We start from the raw sequence: 19,325 nt of genomic DNA, 5'->3' as shown, positions 1-19,325 counted from the left end.
TCTCTTTAAATTTGCTTTACAATGTTTTTAAACCAATCTGTGGAAGACTTTAAGAATGCAGTGCAAGAGCTTAGGAATGGATCATAAAGAACTGTATATCGGTGTGATGTCAGGGACGAGTATGGACGGTGTTGATACGGCCTTAGTGTCGATTGAAGATACACGTATAATATTGCTTGCTCATGATGAGTTCCCAATGCCTGATGATCTCAAAGCGCGTCTACTTGAAGTCTGTATTGGTCAGAAAACCGATTTGATTGCCATTGGCGAACTCGACCACCAGCTTGGCCATCTGTTTGCTGATGCGGTTCTGCAACTTCTCGAAAAGTCAGGCACACCAGCACCTTCTGTAACTGCGATAGGTAATCATGGTCAAACAGTGTTCCACCAGCCAACAGGCGATTCGCCATTTACCATGCAGTTGGGTGATGCCAACATCATTGCCGCTAAAACACAGATTCAAACGGTTGCCGATTTTCGACGTAAAGACATGGCATTAGGCGGACAAGGTGCGCCATTAGTCCCTGCCTTCCACCATACTATTTTCCAGCCACAAGACAGCTCAGTTGTGGTGTTGAATATTGGTGGTATCTCGAATATTTCAGTGCTGCGCCCTAATCAGCCAACACTTGGTTATGATACTGGCCCGGGCAATATGTTGATGGACGCTTGGGTTGATAAACACACGGGCGATAAGTTTGACCGTGATGCCCAATTTGCGCTTAAAGGTCAGCTCAATCAAGCCTTTCTCGAACAGTTGTTAAATGAATCTTATCTATCTCAAATACCACCGAAAAGTACTGGTAGAGAACTATTCAACCTACCTTGGCTAGAGCAACAATTAACAGAATTTAAAGATCTTGCAGTAGAAGATGTTCAGCGCACGCTTTGTGAATACACCGCATTGACGATAGCCAATGAAGTGGAGACTTATCGCTTGGGTGACCAGCCTGCACTGTATGTGTGTGGCGGTGGTACACGAAATCCATTGTTGATGAAGAGGCTGTCTGAACTGCTTCCAAGTTGGGAGGTTGACTCAACCACCAGTAAAGGCGTGGACGCCGATTACATGGAAGCGATGGCTTTTGCGTGGCTTGCTCAACGTCATATTCATCAACTGCCAAGCAATTTACCAGAAGTGACTGGCGCAAGCAGAGCGGCCTCTCTAGGCGTTCTCTATCGTGCTGACTAAACAACTTTAGAACCATCATTTTAGAATCACCATTTAAGGATCATTATGAGTAACGACGCTCTCATATCAGCGCTCTCGCACCTCGTTTCGGAGGGGAGAAACCCTGACACTATGGATATTGATCTGCTCACCTCTCTCGAAGTGGTTGAAAAGATTAACCAACAAGACAAGCAAGTCCCGCTGGCGATTGAAGCGGAACTGCCACAGATCGCGAAAGCGGTCGATAAAATTGCTCATGTCTTTCAAAACGGTGGTCGACTGATTTATATGGGCGCAGGCACCAGTGGTCGATTAGGTGTGTTAGACGCCTCAGAATGCCCACCGACTTTCGGTGTTTCGGACAAAATGGTTATCGGCTTAATTGCAGGCGGACCAGAGGCGATTTTAAAAGCCAAAGAAGGTGCAGAAGACTCGCTAACTCTCGGCATTGAAGATCTGAAAGCGATTCAGTTTTCAGAAAATGATATCGTGGTAGGTATTGCTGCGAGCGGTCGCACACCTTACGTGATTGGTGCACTCAACTATGCCAATCAGCTTGGCGCAGTAACGGTTGCATTATCTTGTAACCCTGACTCTCCAATTGCTGAAATCGCTCAAATCGCAATTAGCCCGGTGGTTGGCCCAGAAGCATTGACTGGTTCAACACGACTCAAATCAGGTACAGCACAAAAGCTGGTGCTTAATATGCTGACCACTGCCAGCATGATTCGCATTGGTAAGAGCTACCAAAACCTTATGGTCGACGTAAAAGCGACCAATGAAAAGTTGGTTGCCCGCGCCGCTCGTATCGTTATCCAAGCAACGGAGTGCGATAAAGCACTGGCGGTGTCGACACTTAAAGCGACTGATTACGATGTGAAGTTATCTATTTTGATGATTCTAACAGGGCTAGATTTAGAGTTAGCCAAGGCTCAGCTTGATAAGCAAAATGGCTTCTTGAGAAAAGCCGTCGAGAATAATCAGTAATCTTAATTTGGCTTGTAGCTTCTCATTTAGACAGCTACTTCAACGACATACAAAAAGACCAGCACACACGCGGTACTGGTCTTTTTTTAGTTTTAATTTTTTATGGCTAGCTTGGGCTTAATAGTCGTTTGAGAACTCGTCCCAGCCGCGTTGCCATTCCATACGGAAACGTTGAGCGTCTTCCGTACCAGAACACACGCCTTCATACACCTGACCAGATAAACCAATCTGATAAGCATGGTTCGGATTACAATATTCAGTCACACCTAGGTGATAACCTTCTGTGTAACTCGCTTGATCGACTGCGCCAAGCTCAGTCATCTCTGAATACGAACGCTGAGTGTGGCCTTTGATACCATCACGATAGCCAATCTCTTGCCAATTGCCTTCAGCTGCTAAATCTTGAACATTGGCGCTGCATCCTGCAAGGCTAAATGCCACGGCGAATAGTACGATTATTTTTTTCATTTCAATCCTTTATATTGTTACTTCACCACTTTCTGACGAAGCGCTGCCTTTGTGGTGATTCTCCACTGAACGCCTATCGATGTCCACTTATTGTCTAATGTTCGCCACTTTAGGTTCATTCCGACCACTCAGAATCAATAGTCGCCGTTAAGCCAACTCAAACAACCTCTCTATAGAGCTAATAGGCCTCTCGATAGAAATATCGGCCACTCAGCACAGTGAACAAACCACTAAATCAGTTATAACACCGCTAAATTGGCTATTCGACCACTCACTCTCGTAGCGGAAGTTTCTTCTCATCGACTCCTTTAATATACACCCTGACTTAATTAATACATTCAGGGATAACAAATTATGATGTGGTTTCTTACCTGTGTCGCAGCACTCATTGGTGGCTACTTTATTTACGGTACCTTTATCGAGAAGATTTTCGGTATCAATGAAAAACGCCAAACACCTGCTCACACTAAGCAAGATGGCGTGGACTACGTTCCAATGTCGACACCAAAGGTTTACCTAGTTCAGCTGCTTAACATCGCAGGTGTAGGTCCAATCTTCGGCCCTATCATGGGTGCCCTTTATGGTCCAGCAGCAATGCTTTGGATCGTTCTAGGTTGTATCTTCGCAGGTGCAGTACACGACTACTTCTCAGGTATGTTATCTATCCGTAATGGCGGAGCTTCGGTTCCAACCATCACTGGACGTTACCTAGGCAATGGCGCAAAACACTTTATGAACATCTTTGCCATTGTTCTACTGCTTCTTGTTGGTGTGGTATTCGTATCTGCTCCAGCAGGTATGATCACTAACCTAGTGAACGACCAAACTGATTTCGCGATGTCTGCAACTACGATGGTTGTTATCATCTTTGCTTACTACATCATCGCAACGATTGTCCCTGTCGATAAAATCATTGGTCGCTTCTACCCACTGTTCGGTGCACTGCTTATCTTTATGTCTGTTGGCCTAATCACTGCGATTGGTCTATCTGACGAACACCAAATCATGGGGGGCTTTGAGATCAGCGACATGTTCACCAACATGAACCCGAATGACCTATCACTTTGGCCTGCTCTCTTCATCACTATCGCATGTGGTGCTATCTCTGGCTTCCACGCCACTCAGTCTCCTCTGATGGCGCGTTGTATGGAAAACGAGAAGAACGGTCGCTTCGTATTCTACGGCGCAATGATTGGTGAAGGCATCATCGCTCTAATCTGGTGTGCACTTGCTCTGTCTTTCTTCGGTTCGGTTGAGTCTCTGTCTGACGCAATTGCAAACGGCGGCCCAGGTAACGTGGTATACAGCGCTTCATTTGGTCTACTGGGTGTATTTGGCGGTATCCTTGCTTTCCTTGGCGTGGTTATCCTACCAATCACTTCTGGTGACACAGCGTTCCGTTCAAGCCGTCTTATCCTTGCTGAATACTTCAACATGGAACAGAAAACACTGCGTAACCGTCTACTAATGGCGTTACCACTGTTCGTTATCGGTGGCATCCTGACTCAAGTTGATTTCGGTATCATCTGGCGCTACTTCGGTTTTGCTAACCAATCAACAGCCGTAATGATGCTGTGGACAGCTTCAGCTTACCTACTTCGCCACAACAAACTGCACTGGGTAACAACAGTTCCAGCTATCTTCATGACGTCTGTGTGTATCACATTCATCCTGAACAACAGCCAACTGGGCTTCGGTCTACCAATGCAAATCTCAACCATCATTGGTGTGGTGAGTGCGCTAGGTGTTGCGGCTTACGTTATTAAAATTTCAAAAGGCAAAGGCGATATCGACCTAGCTGATGAAGAAGAGAAAGAAGCAAAAGGCGTCACCAAAACAGCCTAGTTCTTTAAGGCTCTTGGGAACAAGAGACCAATCTTCATAGAAAGAGATAAAAGAACAGCCAAACACAACTTCGCTTGCTCCCGTAATCACTCAGTGATTCGTGGAACCTAAGACTAAAGCCCGTCCACTGTGATGGGCTTTATTGTTTGTAGGCGTTAGTGCTTTCGACTCTGGGAAGCGAATATAGGCTACTAAAACACAAGCAAAGCTACCGTTACCAAGCAATGAGCTTTACACTTAACAAGCGTCTCAATAGGTGAAAATATGGAACTCATTCTCTCTCTGCTGCAACAAACCTGCGTCTACTTAGTGATTGCTTACATGCTGAGTAAAACCCCACTGATTCTCCCTTTGTTGAGCATCTCTTCACGCTTAGGCCATAAGATCAGCTGCTACGTTCTGTTCTCCCTATTCTGTATTATGGGCACCTATTTCGGACTGCAAATCAATGATGCCATCGCCAACACGCGAGCGATGGGCGCGGTAATGGGCGGTTTGTTTGGTGGTCCTGTAGTTGGCTTTGCGGTCGGCTTTACTGGCGGGATTCATCGCTATTCATTGGGTGGATTTACGGACTTAGCTTGTGCTATCTCAACCACAGCAGAAGGCTTGATTGGTGGCCTGCTGCATGTGTACTTAGTCAGAAAGAACAAAGCCAGTCAGCTGTTTAATCCGCTGGTAGTGTTCTCTGTCACCCTATTTGCAGAAATTATTCAAATGTTGATTCTGCTCGCAGTCGCCAAACCATTTGAGCAGTCCTACGCGCTTGTTTCCGATATTGCCGCGCCAATGATCATTGCCAACTCTGTGGGTGCAGCACTGTTCATGAGCATCATCCAAGACAGAAAGACCATCTTCGAGAAATACTCCGCCACCTTCTCACGCCGCGCACTGACCATTGCCGAACGTTCGGTGGGTATTTTGCATGGTGGGTTCAATTCCGATAACGCACAAAAAATCGTACGTATCGTTTATGAAGAGACCAACGTAGGGGCGGTAGCGATTACCGACCGAGAGAAAATCCTCGCGTTCGTTGGTATTGGTGATGAACACCATATTCCGAACACCCCGATTTCATCGCAAAGCACGCTCACTTCGATGGAACAGAACGACATCATCTACCTTGATGGCAAAGAGAACCCATACCAATGCTCCTTGTCGCAGGATTGTAAATTGGGTTCTGCGTTGATTATTCCATTGCGCGCGGGTAACGAAGTGGTCGGCACCATCAAGCTCTATGAGCCAAAGCTGAAACTATTCTCAACTATCAATATGTCGATGGGTGAAGGTATCGCTCAACTATTATCGAGCCAGATCCTATTTAGCAACTACCAGCAGCAGCAAACGCTACTGACACAAGCAGAAATCAAACTGCTGCACGCTCAAGTGAACCCGCACTTCTTGTTCAATGCGCTTAATACTATCAGCGCAGTAACACGTCGTGACCCAGATAAAGCTCGAGAGTTGATTCAACACCTGTCTCACTTCTTTAGAAGCAACCTAAAGCAGAACATCAACACCGTGAAGCTCAAAGACGAACTGGCACACGTCAACGCTTACCTGACCATAGAGAAAGCACGCTTTACCGATCGACTAGAAGTGGAATGGGATATCGACCCGCAGTTATATGAATCTCAATTGCCGAGCTTTACCCTGCAACCGCTGGTAGAAAACGCCATCAAACATGGGATATCTAATATGTTGGAAGGTGGCACAGTAAAGATCTACAGCGAACCTTTCGGAGGTGGATTCAAACTGATCGTCGAAGACAATGCAGGCAACTATCAGAAACCATCTCAAGATCATGTCGGATTAGGTATGGAGATTGTTGATAAACGACTCACTAATTTCTTTGGACAAGACTCAGCACTAAAAATAGAATCTCAACCACAGCAATTTACTCGAATGAGCTTTATCATACCTATACTAAAATAACGGTCTTTTCGTGGGTGATAGCTTCTCGGTAAGCATATTTAGAAGACATATATAGAAACAAGCAGGGATAGAATCAAGATGAAGATTGTAGGATGTTAAAAGCACTAGTTGTCGATGATGAGCTTTTTGCTCGCGAAGAGTTGATTGAGCTGCTGACTGAAACAGGAGAAGTGGAAGTCATTGGCCAAGCGAGTAATGCAATTGAAGGGCTAAAGCAAATCAACCTTCTCAAGCCTGACGTGGTGTATTTGGACATTCAAATGCCTCAGGTTACTGGGATTGAATTGCTGAGCATGCTTGACCCGGAAACCATGCCTTATGTGGTGTTTGTGACCGCCTACGATCAATATGCGATTCAAGCCTTTGAAGACAATGCCTTTGACTACCTACTCAAACCCGTCGAACCTTGTCGATTAAACAAGAGTGTTTGCCGTCTGAATAAGGTCATCAAGCAGAATCAGAAAGCGCCAGCACAAGACATCTCTGCGATTGCTCCCTGCCACTTAGAGCAGATTCCGTGTATTGGTCATAACCGCATTGTGATCATGGCAAGCCAAACGGTTGAATGCGCCTATTCTGATATCAGTGGCGTGCATGTTCGTAGCTCATCACAAACAGCAACCTCGCAACTAACCCTGAAGATCTTGGAAGAAAAGACCGATTTGATCCGCTGCCATCGACAATATTTGATCAACATAAAATCGATCCAAGAGATCAAGTTACTAGAGAATGGATTAGCCGAGATCATCACACTGACGGGCTTTGAAGTCCCGGTGAGTCGTCGCTATCTCAAGACGTTAAAAGAGCAACTCGGCCTCCAGTAAACAAATTTCAGGTTTAGATATAGCACGATCAAAAAAGCCAACGCATCAACGTTGGCTTCCTGCTGTTTACAAATCAATAGTGTTTGCAAATCGATAGTGTTACGCATCGATCTTGTCACCAATCAATAGAGATTAGTCGACTTGCTTAATCTGTAGCTCTTTTGGTACTTCAAAGAACATGTTCTCTTCACGACCTTGAATCTCTTCAACATCGGTAGCACCTAGCTCGCGGATACGATCTAAGATTTGGTTAACTAGCTCTTCAGGAGCAGAAGCACCAGCGGTTACACCGATTTTCTTCTTGCCTTCAACCCACTCAGTCTGAATGTCTTCAGGGCAATCAGTTAGGTAGCCAGGTGTACCTAGCTTCTCAGCCAGCTCTTTCAAACGTGTTGAATTCGATGAGTTCTTAGAGCCAACAACAATCACTACGTCGACGTCGTTTGCCATCTCACGCACAGCGTCTTGACGGTTTTGAGTCGCGTAACAGATGTCGTCTTTACGTGGGCCTTGAATCTCAGGGAACACTCGACGTAGCTCTTCAATCACATCTGCAGTTTCATCTACTGATAGCGTAGTTTGGCTAACATAGTGCAGGTTACTTGGATCATTCACCACGAGGTTCTGTACGTCCTCTGGTCTTTCAACCAAGTACATACCACCAGTTTGGCTCGCGTACTGACCCATAGTGCCTTCCACTTCAGGGTGACCTGCGTGGCCAATCAGTACCACTTCCATATGTTTGCGGCTCGCACGAGCAACCTCCATATGAACTTTAGTCACCAAAGGACACGTCGCATCAAATACCGTTAACTCACGCTCTTTCGCTTCTTTACGAACCGCTTGAGAAACACCGTGAGCCGAAAAGATCACGATGTTGTCGTCTGGCACCTCACTCAGTTCTTCGACAAAAATAGCACCACGCTGCTTGAGCCCCTCAACAACAAAGCGGTTGTGTACCACTTCATGGCGAACATAGATCGGTGGCTGATACATTTCGAGTGCACGCTCTACGATGCTGATCGCACGATCGACACCGGCACAAAAGCCACGAGGGTTAGCTAACATTATTTTCATTTCATTGCTCATCATTTACCGCGGTACTAAGGTTGCTTCTATAGAGTTCGCCGTCAGCGAGGTTCGCATTCTACAGTGAAGCGTCTAGACAGTGAAGCGTCTAGACAGTGAAGCGTCTAGACAGTGAAGCTCTGGGTGAGATCACAGCTGTAAGGCTATCTTATTCTAGCGTGAAGAAAGCTATTCTAACGTTAAGAGAGTTATTCTACCGTTAAGATATTGACGTCAAAGGTAACGTCTTGACCAGCGAGTGGGTGATTAAAATCAACCGTCACTGAATCACCTGCGATCTCAGTAATAATACCTGGAATTTCCATACCGTCAGGACCTGAAAATGCCATGATAGTGCCCACTTCAACTTCAGAGTCGCCAACAAACTTAGCACGATCCATATAGTGAATATGATCTGGGTTTGGCATACCAAACGCGTCTTCCGCCTTCAGTTCGATAGACTTTTCAGTGCCGGCTTCAAGTCCAAGTAAGCACGCTTCAAAGTTCTCACTTAGGCTGCCATCACCCATGACGAACTTCGCTGGTTTGCCCATGTTCTCCGTACTATCGGCAACTGAACCATCCTTCATTTTAATCGTAAAATGTAGAGTTACTGCTGAATCATTTTTAATTGCTGCCACGTTACTTTCCTTAGACTTCTTTATTATTTGAGGATGCGCTGTGCTTTGCTTCCTTGTTGACTGAAGCATAAAAAAAAGCGCCGTCGGAATCAACCGACAGCGCTTAGGGCTATTCTATTCTGTGAGTCATAGACTGACTTTGAAGCAAGCTATTTGCTTTCGTCTTTCTTACGGAAACCATCTAAGATGATCATCGCAGCACCGATACAGATTCCCATATCCGCTAAGTTAAATGCAGGCCAGTGGTAAGTGCCCCAGTAGAAGTCTAAGTAATCGACAACAAAGCCATGTACGACTCGGTCAAACACATTACCTACTGCACCACCAATGATGATCGCATAAGCAATGTTATTCCACTTCTCTGTTGCTGGTAGTTTGCTCATCCAGTACGTCAGCATACCTGTTACCGCAAATGCGATACCCGTAAATAACCAACGCTGCCAACCACTTTGATCACTCAAGAAGCTAAACGCTGCACCGTAGTTATGCACGTACAAAAAGTTAAAGAATGGCAGCACCTCAATACGGTTTGCCCAACCATAACCCATATTGTCCATGACAAAGAGTTTAATGCCGATATCAGCCAAGAAGACCAATAGAGCCAGCCATAACCAACGTACACCAGATTGTTTTAACGAAACTTCACTCATTTCTATTCCTAGTATTTACGAAGTTGGTATTCATTGTTAGTCACCTTACGTGACCTTGATTACCAACTTGGTTAAACACATTTCCTATAACTAAAAATAACCCCAGTTGATACTGGGGCTATGATTTTTACAAAAAGTTCAGTCTTTCTCTGAGTCGTTATGCGAACTTACGCACTTCGCCTTCACCGTCGATGTTCGACACACAACGACCACAAACTTTCTCGTGACCTTCGATAGTGCCTACATCTGGAGTGTGGTGCCAGCAACGGTCACACTTCTCAGCTTCAGTAGCCGCAACTTCAACGAATAGACCAGCAACGTCTGTCGCTTGCGCTGCATCAGACTTCTCGCTCAGTGGCTTAACAACAGCTGCAGAGGTGATAAGTACGAAACGTAGCTCATCTTCTAGCTTGTTGATTTTAGCCGCTAGTGCATCGTCAGCGTATAGAGTAACTTCAGCTTGCAGTGCACCACCGATCGTTTTCTCTTTACGAGCATCTTCAAGAAGCTTGTTCACTGCGCCACGAACAGACTGGATTTCAGTCCAGAATTCGTTGCTTAGCTCTTCGCCTTCTGCAAGACCAAATAGACCTTCGAACCACTCACCTGTGAATACGAACGTGTCGCGCTGCTCTCCAGTTGGTAAAGAGCTTGGCATTTCGTTCCAAATTTCATCTGCAGTGAACGACATGATAGGTGCCATCCAACGAACTAGAGCTTCTACGATGTAGTAAAGCGCCGTTTGACAGCTACGTTGAGCATGGCTGCCCTGCTTCGCTGTGTACTGACGGTCTTTGATTACGTCTAGGTAGAAAGAACCCATTTCGATAGAACAGAACTGCATTAGACGTTGAGTCACACCGTGAGTGTTGTACTCGCCGTATGCTTTAACAATCTCTTCTTGTGCAGCTTGAGCACGGCCAACAGCCCAGCGATCAAGTGCAACCATCTCTTCAGCAGGAACTAGGTCAGTTTCAGGGTTGAAACCGTTCAAGTTCGCTAGGAAGAAACGAGCCGTGTTACGAATACGACGGTAAGCATCCGCTGAACGCTTCAGGATTTCATCAGAAACCGCAACTTCACCCGTGTAGTCTGTAGAAGCAACCCATAGACGCAGGATATCTGCACCTAGCTTGTTGGTTACGTCTTTAGGAGCAACAACGTTACCGATAGATTTAGACATCTTACGGCCGTTACCATCCACTACGAAACCGTGCGTTAGTACTTGCTTGTACGGTGCTTCGTCTTTCATCGCGATAGATGAAATTAGAGAAGACTGGAACCAGCCACGGTGTTGGTCTGAACCTTCAAGGTAAAGATCAGCACTGTGAGTGCGCTCTTCGTTCGGGAAGTTGTACTCTTCACGAGAATCAACAACAGAGAAGTGCGTAACACCTGAGTCGAACCATACGTCTAGCGTATCCATTACTTTTTCGTACTTATCAGCGTCTTCTGCGCCCATAAGTTCAGCAGCGTCTACATCCCACCAAGCTTGAATGCCTTTCTCTTCAACTAGCTTCGCAACTTTTTCAATAAGCGCTGGGCTTTCTGGGTGAAGTTCTGCTGTTTCTTTATGAACAAACAAAGCAATTGGCACACCCCAAGTACGTTGACGAGAGATACACCACTCAGGACGACCTTCAACCATGCCTTCGATACGGCTTTGACCCCATTCAGGCAACCACTCAACACTCTTGATTGACTCTAGTGCTTTAGCACGTAGGCCAGCTTGATCCATAGAGATGAACCATTGTGGTGTTGCGCGGAAGATGATTGGAGTTTTGTGTCTCCAACAGTGTGGGTAGCTGTGCTCGTAAGCGTGGTGATGCAGAAGTGCACCTTTCTCTTTTAGAACTTCTAAAACAGAGTCGTTCGCTTTGAATACGTGCTGACCAGCAAATAGCTCTGTATCTGGCAGGTAAACGCCGTTAGAACCAACTGGGTTAGCGATTTCTAGGTTGTACTTTTTACCAACCACGAAATCTTCTTGACCGTGACCAGGCGCAGTGTGAACCACACCAGTACCTGAATCTGTTGTTACGTGATCGCCAAGAACTGCAGGAACAGTAAAGTCGTAGAACGGGTGGTTGAACTGAGAAAGCTCAAGATCAGCACCTGTAGCAAAACCAAGGTTGTGGAAGTGCTCGATACCTGCACGATCCATTACGTCTTTTGCTAGTTCAGAAGCAACAACGATACGTTGAGCAGGCTGGTCGCCATTCGCTTCAACTTGGATAAGCACGTATTCAAGATCATCACGTAGACATACTGCGCGGTTAGCAGGCAGAGTCCATGGTGTTGTTGTCCAGATAACGATAGAAATTTCGCCTTGACCCGCATGACCTTCAGCTAGAGTAAATTTCTCTAGAAGCGCCGCTTCGTCAGCTGCTGTAAATTTCACATCGATAGATGGAGAAACTTTATCTTTGTATTCAACTTCAGCTTCAGCCAGAGCAGAACCACAATCAGTACACCAGTGAACGGGTTTGAAACCTTTAAGAAGGTGACCTTTGTCTGCGATTTTGCCAAGAGAACGAATGATGTTCGCTTCTGTGCCAAAATCCATAGTGCGATAAGGTTTGTCCCACTCGCCCATGATGCCAAGACGTTTGAAGCTCTCTTTCTGACCTTCAACTTGACCCGCAGCGTACTTTCGACACTCTTCGCGGAATTCAGCCGCCGAAATCTTCTGACCAGGCTTACCTTTCTTCTTCTCAACCATTAGCTCGATTGGAAGACCGTGACAGTCCCAACCAGGGATGTACGGTGCATCAAAACCAGAAAGGGTCTTAGATTTGATAATAATGTCTTTAAGAATCTTATTCAGCGCGTGGCCAATGTGAATATCGCCGTTCGCGTATGGAGGGCCATCATGCAGTACGAAAGATTTTTTACCTTTCTTTGCCTTACGGATTTCGCCGTAAAGATCTTCTTTGTACCAACGCTTCAGCATTTCTGGCTCACGATTTGCCAGATTGCCGCGCATTGGGAACCCTGTTTCTGGTAAGTTCAGGGTATCTTTATAATCACTCATCGATTCTTAATTCCGTTATATTGGGCGAAGTTAGACATTATGTTAATCGGTGGAATCATCCGATTAATTCTTTAGCTGAAGCAGCCACACCCTTGCGGCTTCAGCATCCAATTCTATTTGATTCTTTAGTGCGTCGAACGATTCAAATTTTATCTCGTCGCGCAGTTTGTGCAAAAGTCGTACTTCTAACTGTTTACCATATAAATTGGCTTTAAAGTCAAAAAAATGCACTTCCAATTGCTGCCTTACCCCATTAACTGTTGGTCGTTGTCCAATATTAGCAACGCCACCGACAGGAACACCGTCGATATCCAAAGCTTCAACAACATACACTCCCGATACAGGAGAAACACAACGCTTTAATGGAATATTAGCGGTAGGGAAACCGATAGTTCTCCCTAGTTTTCGACCATGGGACACTCGACCACTAATACTGTAATCACGTCCTAACATGGTAGCACTTGCAGCCAAGTCATCGACCGCTAATGCATTTCGTATCTCAGTACTGCTTACTCGTAATTGGTTTAAGCAATAGCTTTGGGTGCTGACCACCTCAAAACCGTACTTCTCGCCCGCCTCTTTGAGCATAGCGAAATTACCGGTACGACCTTTACCAAAGCAAAAATCGTCACCAACCACCAAGAACTTCACACCAAGCTTATCAACCAAAAGATCCTTAATGAATGCTTCCGCGGATAAACTTGCAAAATACTGATTAAAATTAACACACAATAAGCGACTGATATCTAGCTTACTCAGTTGCACGTATTTGTCTCGTAAACGAGTTAAACGTGCTGGCGCTCTATCTCGGGCAAACAGCTCCATAGGCTGCGGTTCAAACGTCATAACAACAGAAGGTAGCCCTAATGCTGCAGCTTGTTTAGAAACCTGACTCAAAACCTCTTGATGTCCTAAATGAACACCATCGAAGTTACCTATGGTTAATACACAGCCATGATGCTGCGCTTTAATATTGTGTATACCTCGGATCAGTTCCATTATGATCAGCTAAAACCTGTTATTTGCATCATTTATTGTGTGAAACCGACGGATTATATACTAATCAGTATTAATCTGTCGCTGCTTTTAAATGTTTTACTCGGATACCTAAAATCAGTACCGAAACAATATAAACAAAGCCACCAAGTCCAATCAAGCCAGTTAATGTCAGCGCTCTCTGGCTAAAGCTCCATTCAAGCCAATGTTGCATATTATCCAGCTGCCATAAAATAGCCGCTACCATCACCACACCTGAGATAATTAATTTGGCACTGAACAACAAGGTTGTCTTAGTTAATTGATACACACCCGCAAGGTGCAATCCTCGATATAACAAGGCCATATTCACAAAGGCAGACAGTGCCGTCGCAATCGCCAAACCCACATAGCCATAAAAATAAGCAAAGATCGCGTTAAACACCATATTGGTCACCATAGCGATAATGCCGTACTTAACCGGTGTTTTGGTATCTTGGCGAGAGTAATAGCCCGGAGCTAAAACTTTAATCAGCATGAAATTAAGCAAGCCTGATGCGTAAGCTACCAATGACATCGATGCTTGCTGTACATCGTGTGGAGAGAACTCACCACGCATAAATAGCACCATCAACATGGGGTTAGCTAAAACGATAAGACCTAACATCGCAGGAATACCAAGCAGCAACACCATGCGCACGCCCCAATCCATGGTATGCGCGAACCCTTCCCCTTGAGCATCTACGTGTTTACGAGACAAAGCAGGAAGAATCACAGTCGCAATCGCGATACCGAATAAACCGAGAGGAAATTCAAGCAGTCGGTCTGAGTAGTACAACCAACTGATAGAGCCTGTTGCGAGGAAGCTGGCAATAAAGGTATCAAACAATAAGTTGATTTGGCTGACCGATACACCGAACAGAGCAGGGATCATTAATGTGCGGATCTTAACCACACCCGGGTCTCTCCATCCCCACTTCGGCTTAACCAACACACCCGCTTTGATCAAGAAAGGCATTTGGAAAAGGAATTGGACTAAGCCACCAAGAAACACACCAATAGCCAAACCAATTTCTGGTTGTTCTAAATTAGGTGAGATAAACCATGCAGCGCCTATGATCATCACGTTCAAGAACACAGGAGTAAAAGAAGAGACCGCAAATTTACCTAATGTATTAAGAATGGCACCAGATAAAGCGACGAAGGTGATAAACCATAAATAAGGAAAGGTAATCTTGAGCATAAAGCTCGCTAGCTCAAATTTGGGTGCTGATGGGCCATCATTTAGCCAGTCGATAAACCAACCCGCACCAAACATCGCGGTGATCACGCCAGAGCCCAATACCCCGATGACGGTGACAATAGAAACTAAAACCCCGAGCGTCCCCGACACCTTAGCAATTAAATCTCGTGTCTTATCTTTATCACCTGCGGCGTGATATTCCGTTAATACAGGAACAAACGCTTGAGAAAACGCACCTTCTGCAAAAAGTCGACGTAAGAAATTAGGAATTTTATTAGCGAAGAAAAATACGTCGGCACTCGCTCCTGCCCCCATCAAATTTGCTACTACTACATCACGTACTAGCCCCAATACACGGGAAACAAAAGTCATTGCGCTGACAATCAGGCCTGACTTTAATAGTCGTTTACTCACAGAAACCTCTGACACTGGTTGATTACTTTCAAGCGAGGATAAATACTATCCTGTCCTAAGAAGCATATTTATTAGCATTGGTCTAAAAATGCTGTTAGAATCCCCGCCATCTTAACCGCGATGACCTTTCCATACCAAAGTTTGTTTGGCTACGATTGGTTTTTGCACAAATCATTTGACAATTAAGCGCTAATGAGGGATAGTCCTCGCCCTTAAATTGTCACCGAACTAAGTTTTTGGGAGTTAGACCCTTGGCAAACAGTAAATCTGCTAAGAAGCGCGCTATCCAAGCTGAGAAACGTCGCCAGCACAATGCTAGCCGTCGTTCTATGATGCGCACTTACATGAAAAAGACTATCGCAGCTATCGCAGCTGGTGATAAAGAAGCTGCAACTGCTGCTCTTGTAGAAGTTACACCACTTCTTGACCGTATGGCGACTAAAGGCCTTATTCATAAGAATAAAGCTGCACGTCATAAGTCTCGTTTCGCTGCTGCAATCAAAGCTCTTTAATAGAAATTTGATTACAACGCAAAACGAAAAAAACCGGCCTAGGCCGGTTTTTTTATATCTAAATTTTGAGTAACGCTTTTATTTTACGTGCTAACAGCCGTTTTTCTGACCGATAAACAATTTAAGCAGATAGATAAAACAAACAATCAGAAAAATAAATAGAGAAGCAAATTGGTACGTAGATAGGTAGATAGATAGGTAGATAGATAGGTAAACACTAACGTTCAATGTGAAATGCTAACACTTCCTTGTGTCATTCTATCGCTGATAAGAAATCCCCCTCCCACCAGCAATAAGCTACTTGCAGTAAATACCATGCAGTAGGTTAATCATCGCTTTTACTTCTTCACTACTCAATGTGTAATACACAGTTTGAGCTTCTTTGCGAGTTTCGACCAAACCATCTCTTCTCAACCAAGCAAGATGTTGAGATAAAGCAGACTGACTCAGTTCCAACTTGCCACACAACTCCCCAACCGACAGTTCAGTGCCATGTAATAGGCACAAAATCTGTAAGCGACGCTCGTTAGCCATGGCTTTGAGTAGAATCACAGCTTGTGCTGAGTTCTTCTCCATCTCTTTTAAGTTCATAGTTTGGCTCCCTACAACCTTTACGCCAACTACGGGCTATCAGTATTTCCGGCATATTGCGGAGTTATGATAATCGATATCAATTCATTAACAAACTATCTCACTCGAACAATTTGCTAAAATCTGCGTCACATACGTTTTTTACTGCTGGATGTTGGATCATCCTCTCAGCAAATATGACGTAGTACTCCTCTTTTAACTCTTCAATACCGCCTAATAGTTGCAGTGATGTGTCGTCTTCCACTTCAGACATATAAAGCGTCGGTGCTAAAAATATTACGTCATGATGGTAACGAGCAAAAGCCTTCATCAATGCGGCATCATCAAACTCACCTAAAATATCTGGCTTAAGCCCTTGTCTATCAAACCATTGCAGCACTTTACGACCCATTGAGGTTCGGCTGCCAGGGATCAAAAGCTTTCTTTGCTCCAATACAGCAGGGAAATTAACCCCTTCAACCTGACCTGAACTAAAAAAGCTCATTCCACTCTCACCCAGCTTTTTACTGAACAGGCCCGGGCTTTGACTAGAGTCCACCGGACAGTCAGACAAAATCATATCGAGCTTATGTTGAGAGAGTTGCTCAAGTAGCATTTCATGGGTCGATTCAAAACAGCGCAAGTGAATGCTGTTATCTGGAGGGATGGTCGACATCAGTATCTTACTGACGAGTCTTTTAGAGAGCGCATCCGCGACGCCAACATCAAACAGAATATTGGAGTGCTGGCTGTAATTCACGATGTCCAGCATCTCGTAACTCAGGCCAAACATACGATCGGCATATTTAAAGACCAGTTGCCCAAGCTCTGTAGGCTCAACACTTCGGCCATTACGCTTGGTCAACTTGCCATCCATGCGTTCTTCTAAGGCTTTTATCTGCCCCGTTACCGTTTGTGGTGTTAGGAATAGGGCTTCTGCAGCTTTAGTAACAGAGCCTTGCTTGCAAACCATCCAGAAGTAATACAGATGGTTGTAGTTGAGATGCGACATAGATGTGCCGTAATAAAAGAGTAGATACCCTTTTATATCAAATATGACACCGCCACTCAACAAACTCGGAAAAACCTAACCAAACATAGATTTACCACTTATTTTTTAGAAGTGTCTGATTTCATAATGTAATATTTCATCGATTATTTTCAATTTTTTTCTAACTTTTAAGATCTATATCACCTATAGAATTTCCATTAAAAAACAATTTAAAACAACAACTTAAAACAACCACATTAGCAATTGGAATATTTAAAGAGTAAATCATCACAAAAAAGTCGCACCTAAACCAAAATGTAATATTACTGAAATATTTCCCCTCTAACATCACGCTCAGATTAAACAAACAGACCAAACACAGACTTAAACGGTCCAATGGAGAAAACATTATGAACCAAGCTACTACTGCAGCAGCGCCTATCTCGAGCACTACTCGTTGGCTACGCTGGGCTAACTTGGCATTCATGCTTTACCTACTATTACTTTCAGTTTCAATGGTTGGTACAGGCTTCAAATGGGCAACAGGCGAGCAAGCAAAGGTTCTTTTCGAATTTGCTTCACACCCAGTTGCAGGCTTAATGATTGGTTTAGTAGCAACAGCGCTTATTCAATCATCAAGTACAGTTACTTCAATTATCGTTGGCCTTGTGGCAGGTGGTTTACCTGTTGAGCTAGCAATTCCTATGATCATGGGTGCTAACATTGGTACTACGGTAACCAATACGCTAGTTAGCCTTGGTCACGTTCGTTGTAAAGAAGAGTTCAAACGTGCATTCGCAAGTGCGACAATCCACGACTTCTTTAACCTATTAGCCGTTGCTATCTTCCTACCACTAGAGATGGCGTTTGGAATTCTAGAGAAAATTTCTCACTGGTTAGTATCACCGATGCTAGCAACAGGTGATATGAGCATGGGTGGTCTTAACTTCATCAAGCCAATCACTAAGCCTGTTGTAAGTGCGATTAAAGAACCACTATCAACGTTTGGCGACACTGTTGGCGGCATCATGCTTATCGCTCTAGGTATCGCAACTATCTTCGTAGCTATTACTGTAATGGGTAAGCTGATGAAGAGCCTAATGGTTGGTCGTGCTCGTGAGATTCTAAAGAACGCAATCGGTCGTGGTCCAATCCACGGTATCGCTTCTGGCTCTATCGTGACTATCCTTGTTCAGTCTTCTTCTACGACAACAAGCTTGATGGTTCCACTAGTAGGTTCAGGTGTTCTTAAAGTACGTGACGTTTACCCATTCACTCTGGGTGCAAACATCGGTACATGTATTACGGCTCTACTTGCAGCTACAGCAGTGTCTGGTGAGTTCGCAGTATTCGCACTACAAATTGCTCTAGTACACTTGGTGTTCAACATCATGTCAACGGTATTCATCTTCGGTATCCCGTTCCTACGTGAACTTCCAGTTAAAGCGGCAGACATGATTTCAGACATGGCTGTGAAGAACAAAGCTGTAGTGGCTGGTTACCTTGTTGCGGTATTCCTTGTACTGCCTGGTAGCGTGTTAGCTCTTACCGCTTAATAGCAAAATAAACATCGCTTATAGCAAAGCCCGCTACCTCCTAGGTTGCGGGCTTTTTCTTTTTAAGAGCAGATACGGGATTCGGGTAAACGAGTAACGAAGAGCTAAAATCAAATTCGAGATATGAGTAAGCTTGTGACAAGAGCTGAAACTGATACGATATAAGAGTAAATCGGTAAGGTAAGCATTACTCACCAAAGAAGTCCGTTCTAGCTCTTCGTATCCCGCATCTCGTTTACCCGCATCTATATATTTCCGTCATTCCCTACAGCGAGGAACGAGCGTGATAGGGAATCCCACAAACACACCACGAAAGAGACTCCCAACTCCTTCCTTCGTCAGTCTAGGGAATGATGAATCGAAAAAAGATTCGAGATGCGTGTAAGCGAGTATCGAAGAGAAAGAGCCAATGCGCGTTGAGAGTATACGAGTAACATAAAG

General features: G+C 44.7%; 16 protein-coding genes. 7 read left to right on the top strand and 9 right to left on the bottom strand.

Annotated features, from left to right (window positions below):
• The first annotated feature begins 76 nt into the window (after positions 1-76).
• Together AB4585_RS02055 and murQ are read left to right on the top strand one after the other, a co-directional pair.
• Positions 77-1,192, top strand: a complete 1,116-nt coding sequence (locus tag AB4585_RS02055; RefSeq protein WP_372169277.1) for an anhydro-N-acetylmuramic acid kinase — start codon at positions 77-79, stop codon at positions 1,190-1,192.
• A gap of 45 nt (positions 1,193-1,237) precedes the next feature.
• On the top strand, positions 1,238-2,158 hold the full coding sequence (gene murQ / locus AB4585_RS02050) for an N-acetylmuramic acid 6-phosphate etherase (protein ID WP_032546754.1): 921 nt from the start codon (positions 1,238-1,240) through the stop codon (positions 2,156-2,158).
• A 117-nt stretch (positions 2,159-2,275) separates the two neighbouring features.
• On the opposite strand, the gene AB4585_RS02045 is transcribed toward murQ, so the two are convergent.
• The gene (locus AB4585_RS02045; protein WP_017059350.1) at positions 2,276-2,626 is read right to left on the bottom strand and encodes a DUF2799 domain-containing protein; all 351 of its coding nucleotides are present in this window, start codon (positions 2,624-2,626) and stop codon (positions 2,276-2,278) included.
• 354 nt (positions 2,627-2,980) lie between these two features.
• On the opposite strand from AB4585_RS02045, the gene AB4585_RS02040 reads away from it, so the two are divergent.
• The 3 genes from AB4585_RS02040 (at position 2,981) to btsR (ending at position 7,230) form a co-directional block, all read left to right on the top strand.
• On the top strand, positions 2,981-4,471 hold the full coding sequence (locus AB4585_RS02040) for a carbon starvation protein A (protein ID WP_372169276.1): 1,491 nt from the start codon (positions 2,981-2,983) through the stop codon (positions 4,469-4,471).
• A gap of 264 nt (positions 4,472-4,735) precedes the next feature.
• Positions 4,736-6,406: a sensor histidine kinase gene (locus AB4585_RS02035; protein WP_017070062.1), complete on the top strand. Its 1,671-nt coding sequence runs from the start codon at positions 4,736-4,738 to the stop codon at positions 6,404-6,406.
• Positions 6,407-6,498: 92 nt separating this feature from the next.
• Entirely contained in the window at positions 6,499-7,230 is a 732-nt protein-coding gene (gene btsR, locus AB4585_RS02030; RefSeq protein WP_132744213.1) for a two-component system response regulator BtsR, read from the top strand.
• 132 nt (positions 7,231-7,362) lie between these two features.
• On the opposite strand, the gene ispH is transcribed toward btsR, so the two are convergent.
• The 6 genes from ispH to murJ form a co-directional block, all read right to left on the bottom strand.
• Positions 7,363-8,319, bottom strand: a complete 957-nt coding sequence (ispH, locus tag AB4585_RS02025) for a 4-hydroxy-3-methylbut-2-enyl diphosphate reductase (protein ID WP_029235087.1) — start codon at positions 8,317-8,319, stop codon at positions 7,363-7,365.
• A 188-nt stretch (positions 8,320-8,507) separates the two neighbouring features.
• The gene (gene fkpB / locus AB4585_RS02020) at positions 8,508-8,939 is read right to left on the bottom strand and encodes an FKBP-type peptidyl-prolyl cis-trans isomerase (protein ID WP_017062866.1); all 432 of its coding nucleotides are present in this window, start codon (positions 8,937-8,939) and stop codon (positions 8,508-8,510) included.
• Between the two features lie 149 nt (positions 8,940-9,088).
• Positions 9,089-9,589 carry a signal peptidase II gene (lspA, locus tag AB4585_RS02015; RefSeq protein ID WP_004739521.1) on the bottom strand — a complete coding sequence of 167 codons (501 nt, stop codon included), beginning with the start codon at positions 9,587-9,589 and terminating at the stop codon, positions 9,089-9,091.
• Between the two features lie 157 nt (positions 9,590-9,746).
• Positions 9,747-12,623: an isoleucine--tRNA ligase gene (gene ileS / locus AB4585_RS02010; RefSeq protein WP_017059344.1), complete on the bottom strand. Its 2,877-nt coding sequence runs from the start codon at positions 12,621-12,623 to the stop codon at positions 9,747-9,749.
• A gap of 63 nt (positions 12,624-12,686) precedes the next feature.
• A complete protein-coding gene (gene ribF, locus AB4585_RS02005; protein WP_017062867.1) occupies positions 12,687-13,622 on the bottom strand; it encodes a bifunctional riboflavin kinase/FAD synthetase in 936 nt (311 codons plus the stop codon).
• A 70-nt stretch (positions 13,623-13,692) separates the two neighbouring features.
• Complete coding sequence (gene murJ, locus AB4585_RS02000) at positions 13,693-15,255, bottom strand: murein biosynthesis integral membrane protein MurJ (protein WP_372169275.1); 1,563 nt, start codon at positions 15,253-15,255, stop codon at positions 13,693-13,695.
• 251 nt (positions 15,256-15,506) lie between these two features.
• Between murJ and rpsT the strand changes: the two genes are divergently transcribed.
• On the top strand, positions 15,507-15,767 hold the full coding sequence (rpsT, locus tag AB4585_RS01995; RefSeq protein ID WP_004739529.1) for a 30S ribosomal protein S20: 261 nt from the start codon (positions 15,507-15,509) through the stop codon (positions 15,765-15,767).
• A 297-nt stretch (positions 15,768-16,064) separates the two neighbouring features.
• On the opposite strand, the gene AB4585_RS01990 is transcribed toward rpsT, so the two are convergent.
• Both AB4585_RS01990 and nhaR read right to left on the bottom strand, forming a co-directional pair.
• Entirely contained in the window at positions 16,065-16,358 is a 294-nt protein-coding gene (locus AB4585_RS01990) for a metalloregulator ArsR/SmtB family transcription factor (RefSeq protein WP_004735028.1), read from the bottom strand.
• A 100-nt stretch (positions 16,359-16,458) separates the two neighbouring features.
• Positions 16,459-17,349 (bottom strand): transcriptional activator NhaR, encoded by an 891-nt coding sequence (nhaR, locus tag AB4585_RS01985; RefSeq protein ID WP_017070067.1) that lies wholly within the window; start codon positions 17,347-17,349, stop codon positions 16,459-16,461.
• 389 nt (positions 17,350-17,738) lie between these two features.
• On the opposite strand from nhaR, the gene AB4585_RS01980 reads away from it, so the two are divergent.
• A complete protein-coding gene (locus tag AB4585_RS01980; protein ID WP_017059340.1) occupies positions 17,739-18,884 on the top strand; it encodes a Na/Pi symporter in 1,146 nt (381 codons plus the stop codon).
• Positions 18,885-19,325 lie beyond the last annotated feature (441 nt).

This window comes from Vibrio sp. 10N.222.49.C9 (assembly GCF_041474985.1).
Lineage (GTDB): Bacteria > Pseudomonadota > Gammaproteobacteria > Enterobacterales > Vibrionaceae > Vibrio > Vibrio crassostreae_C.
The sequence above is the reverse complement of the archived record's forward strand: the minus strand, read 5'-3'. Positions and strand labels throughout refer to the sequence as shown.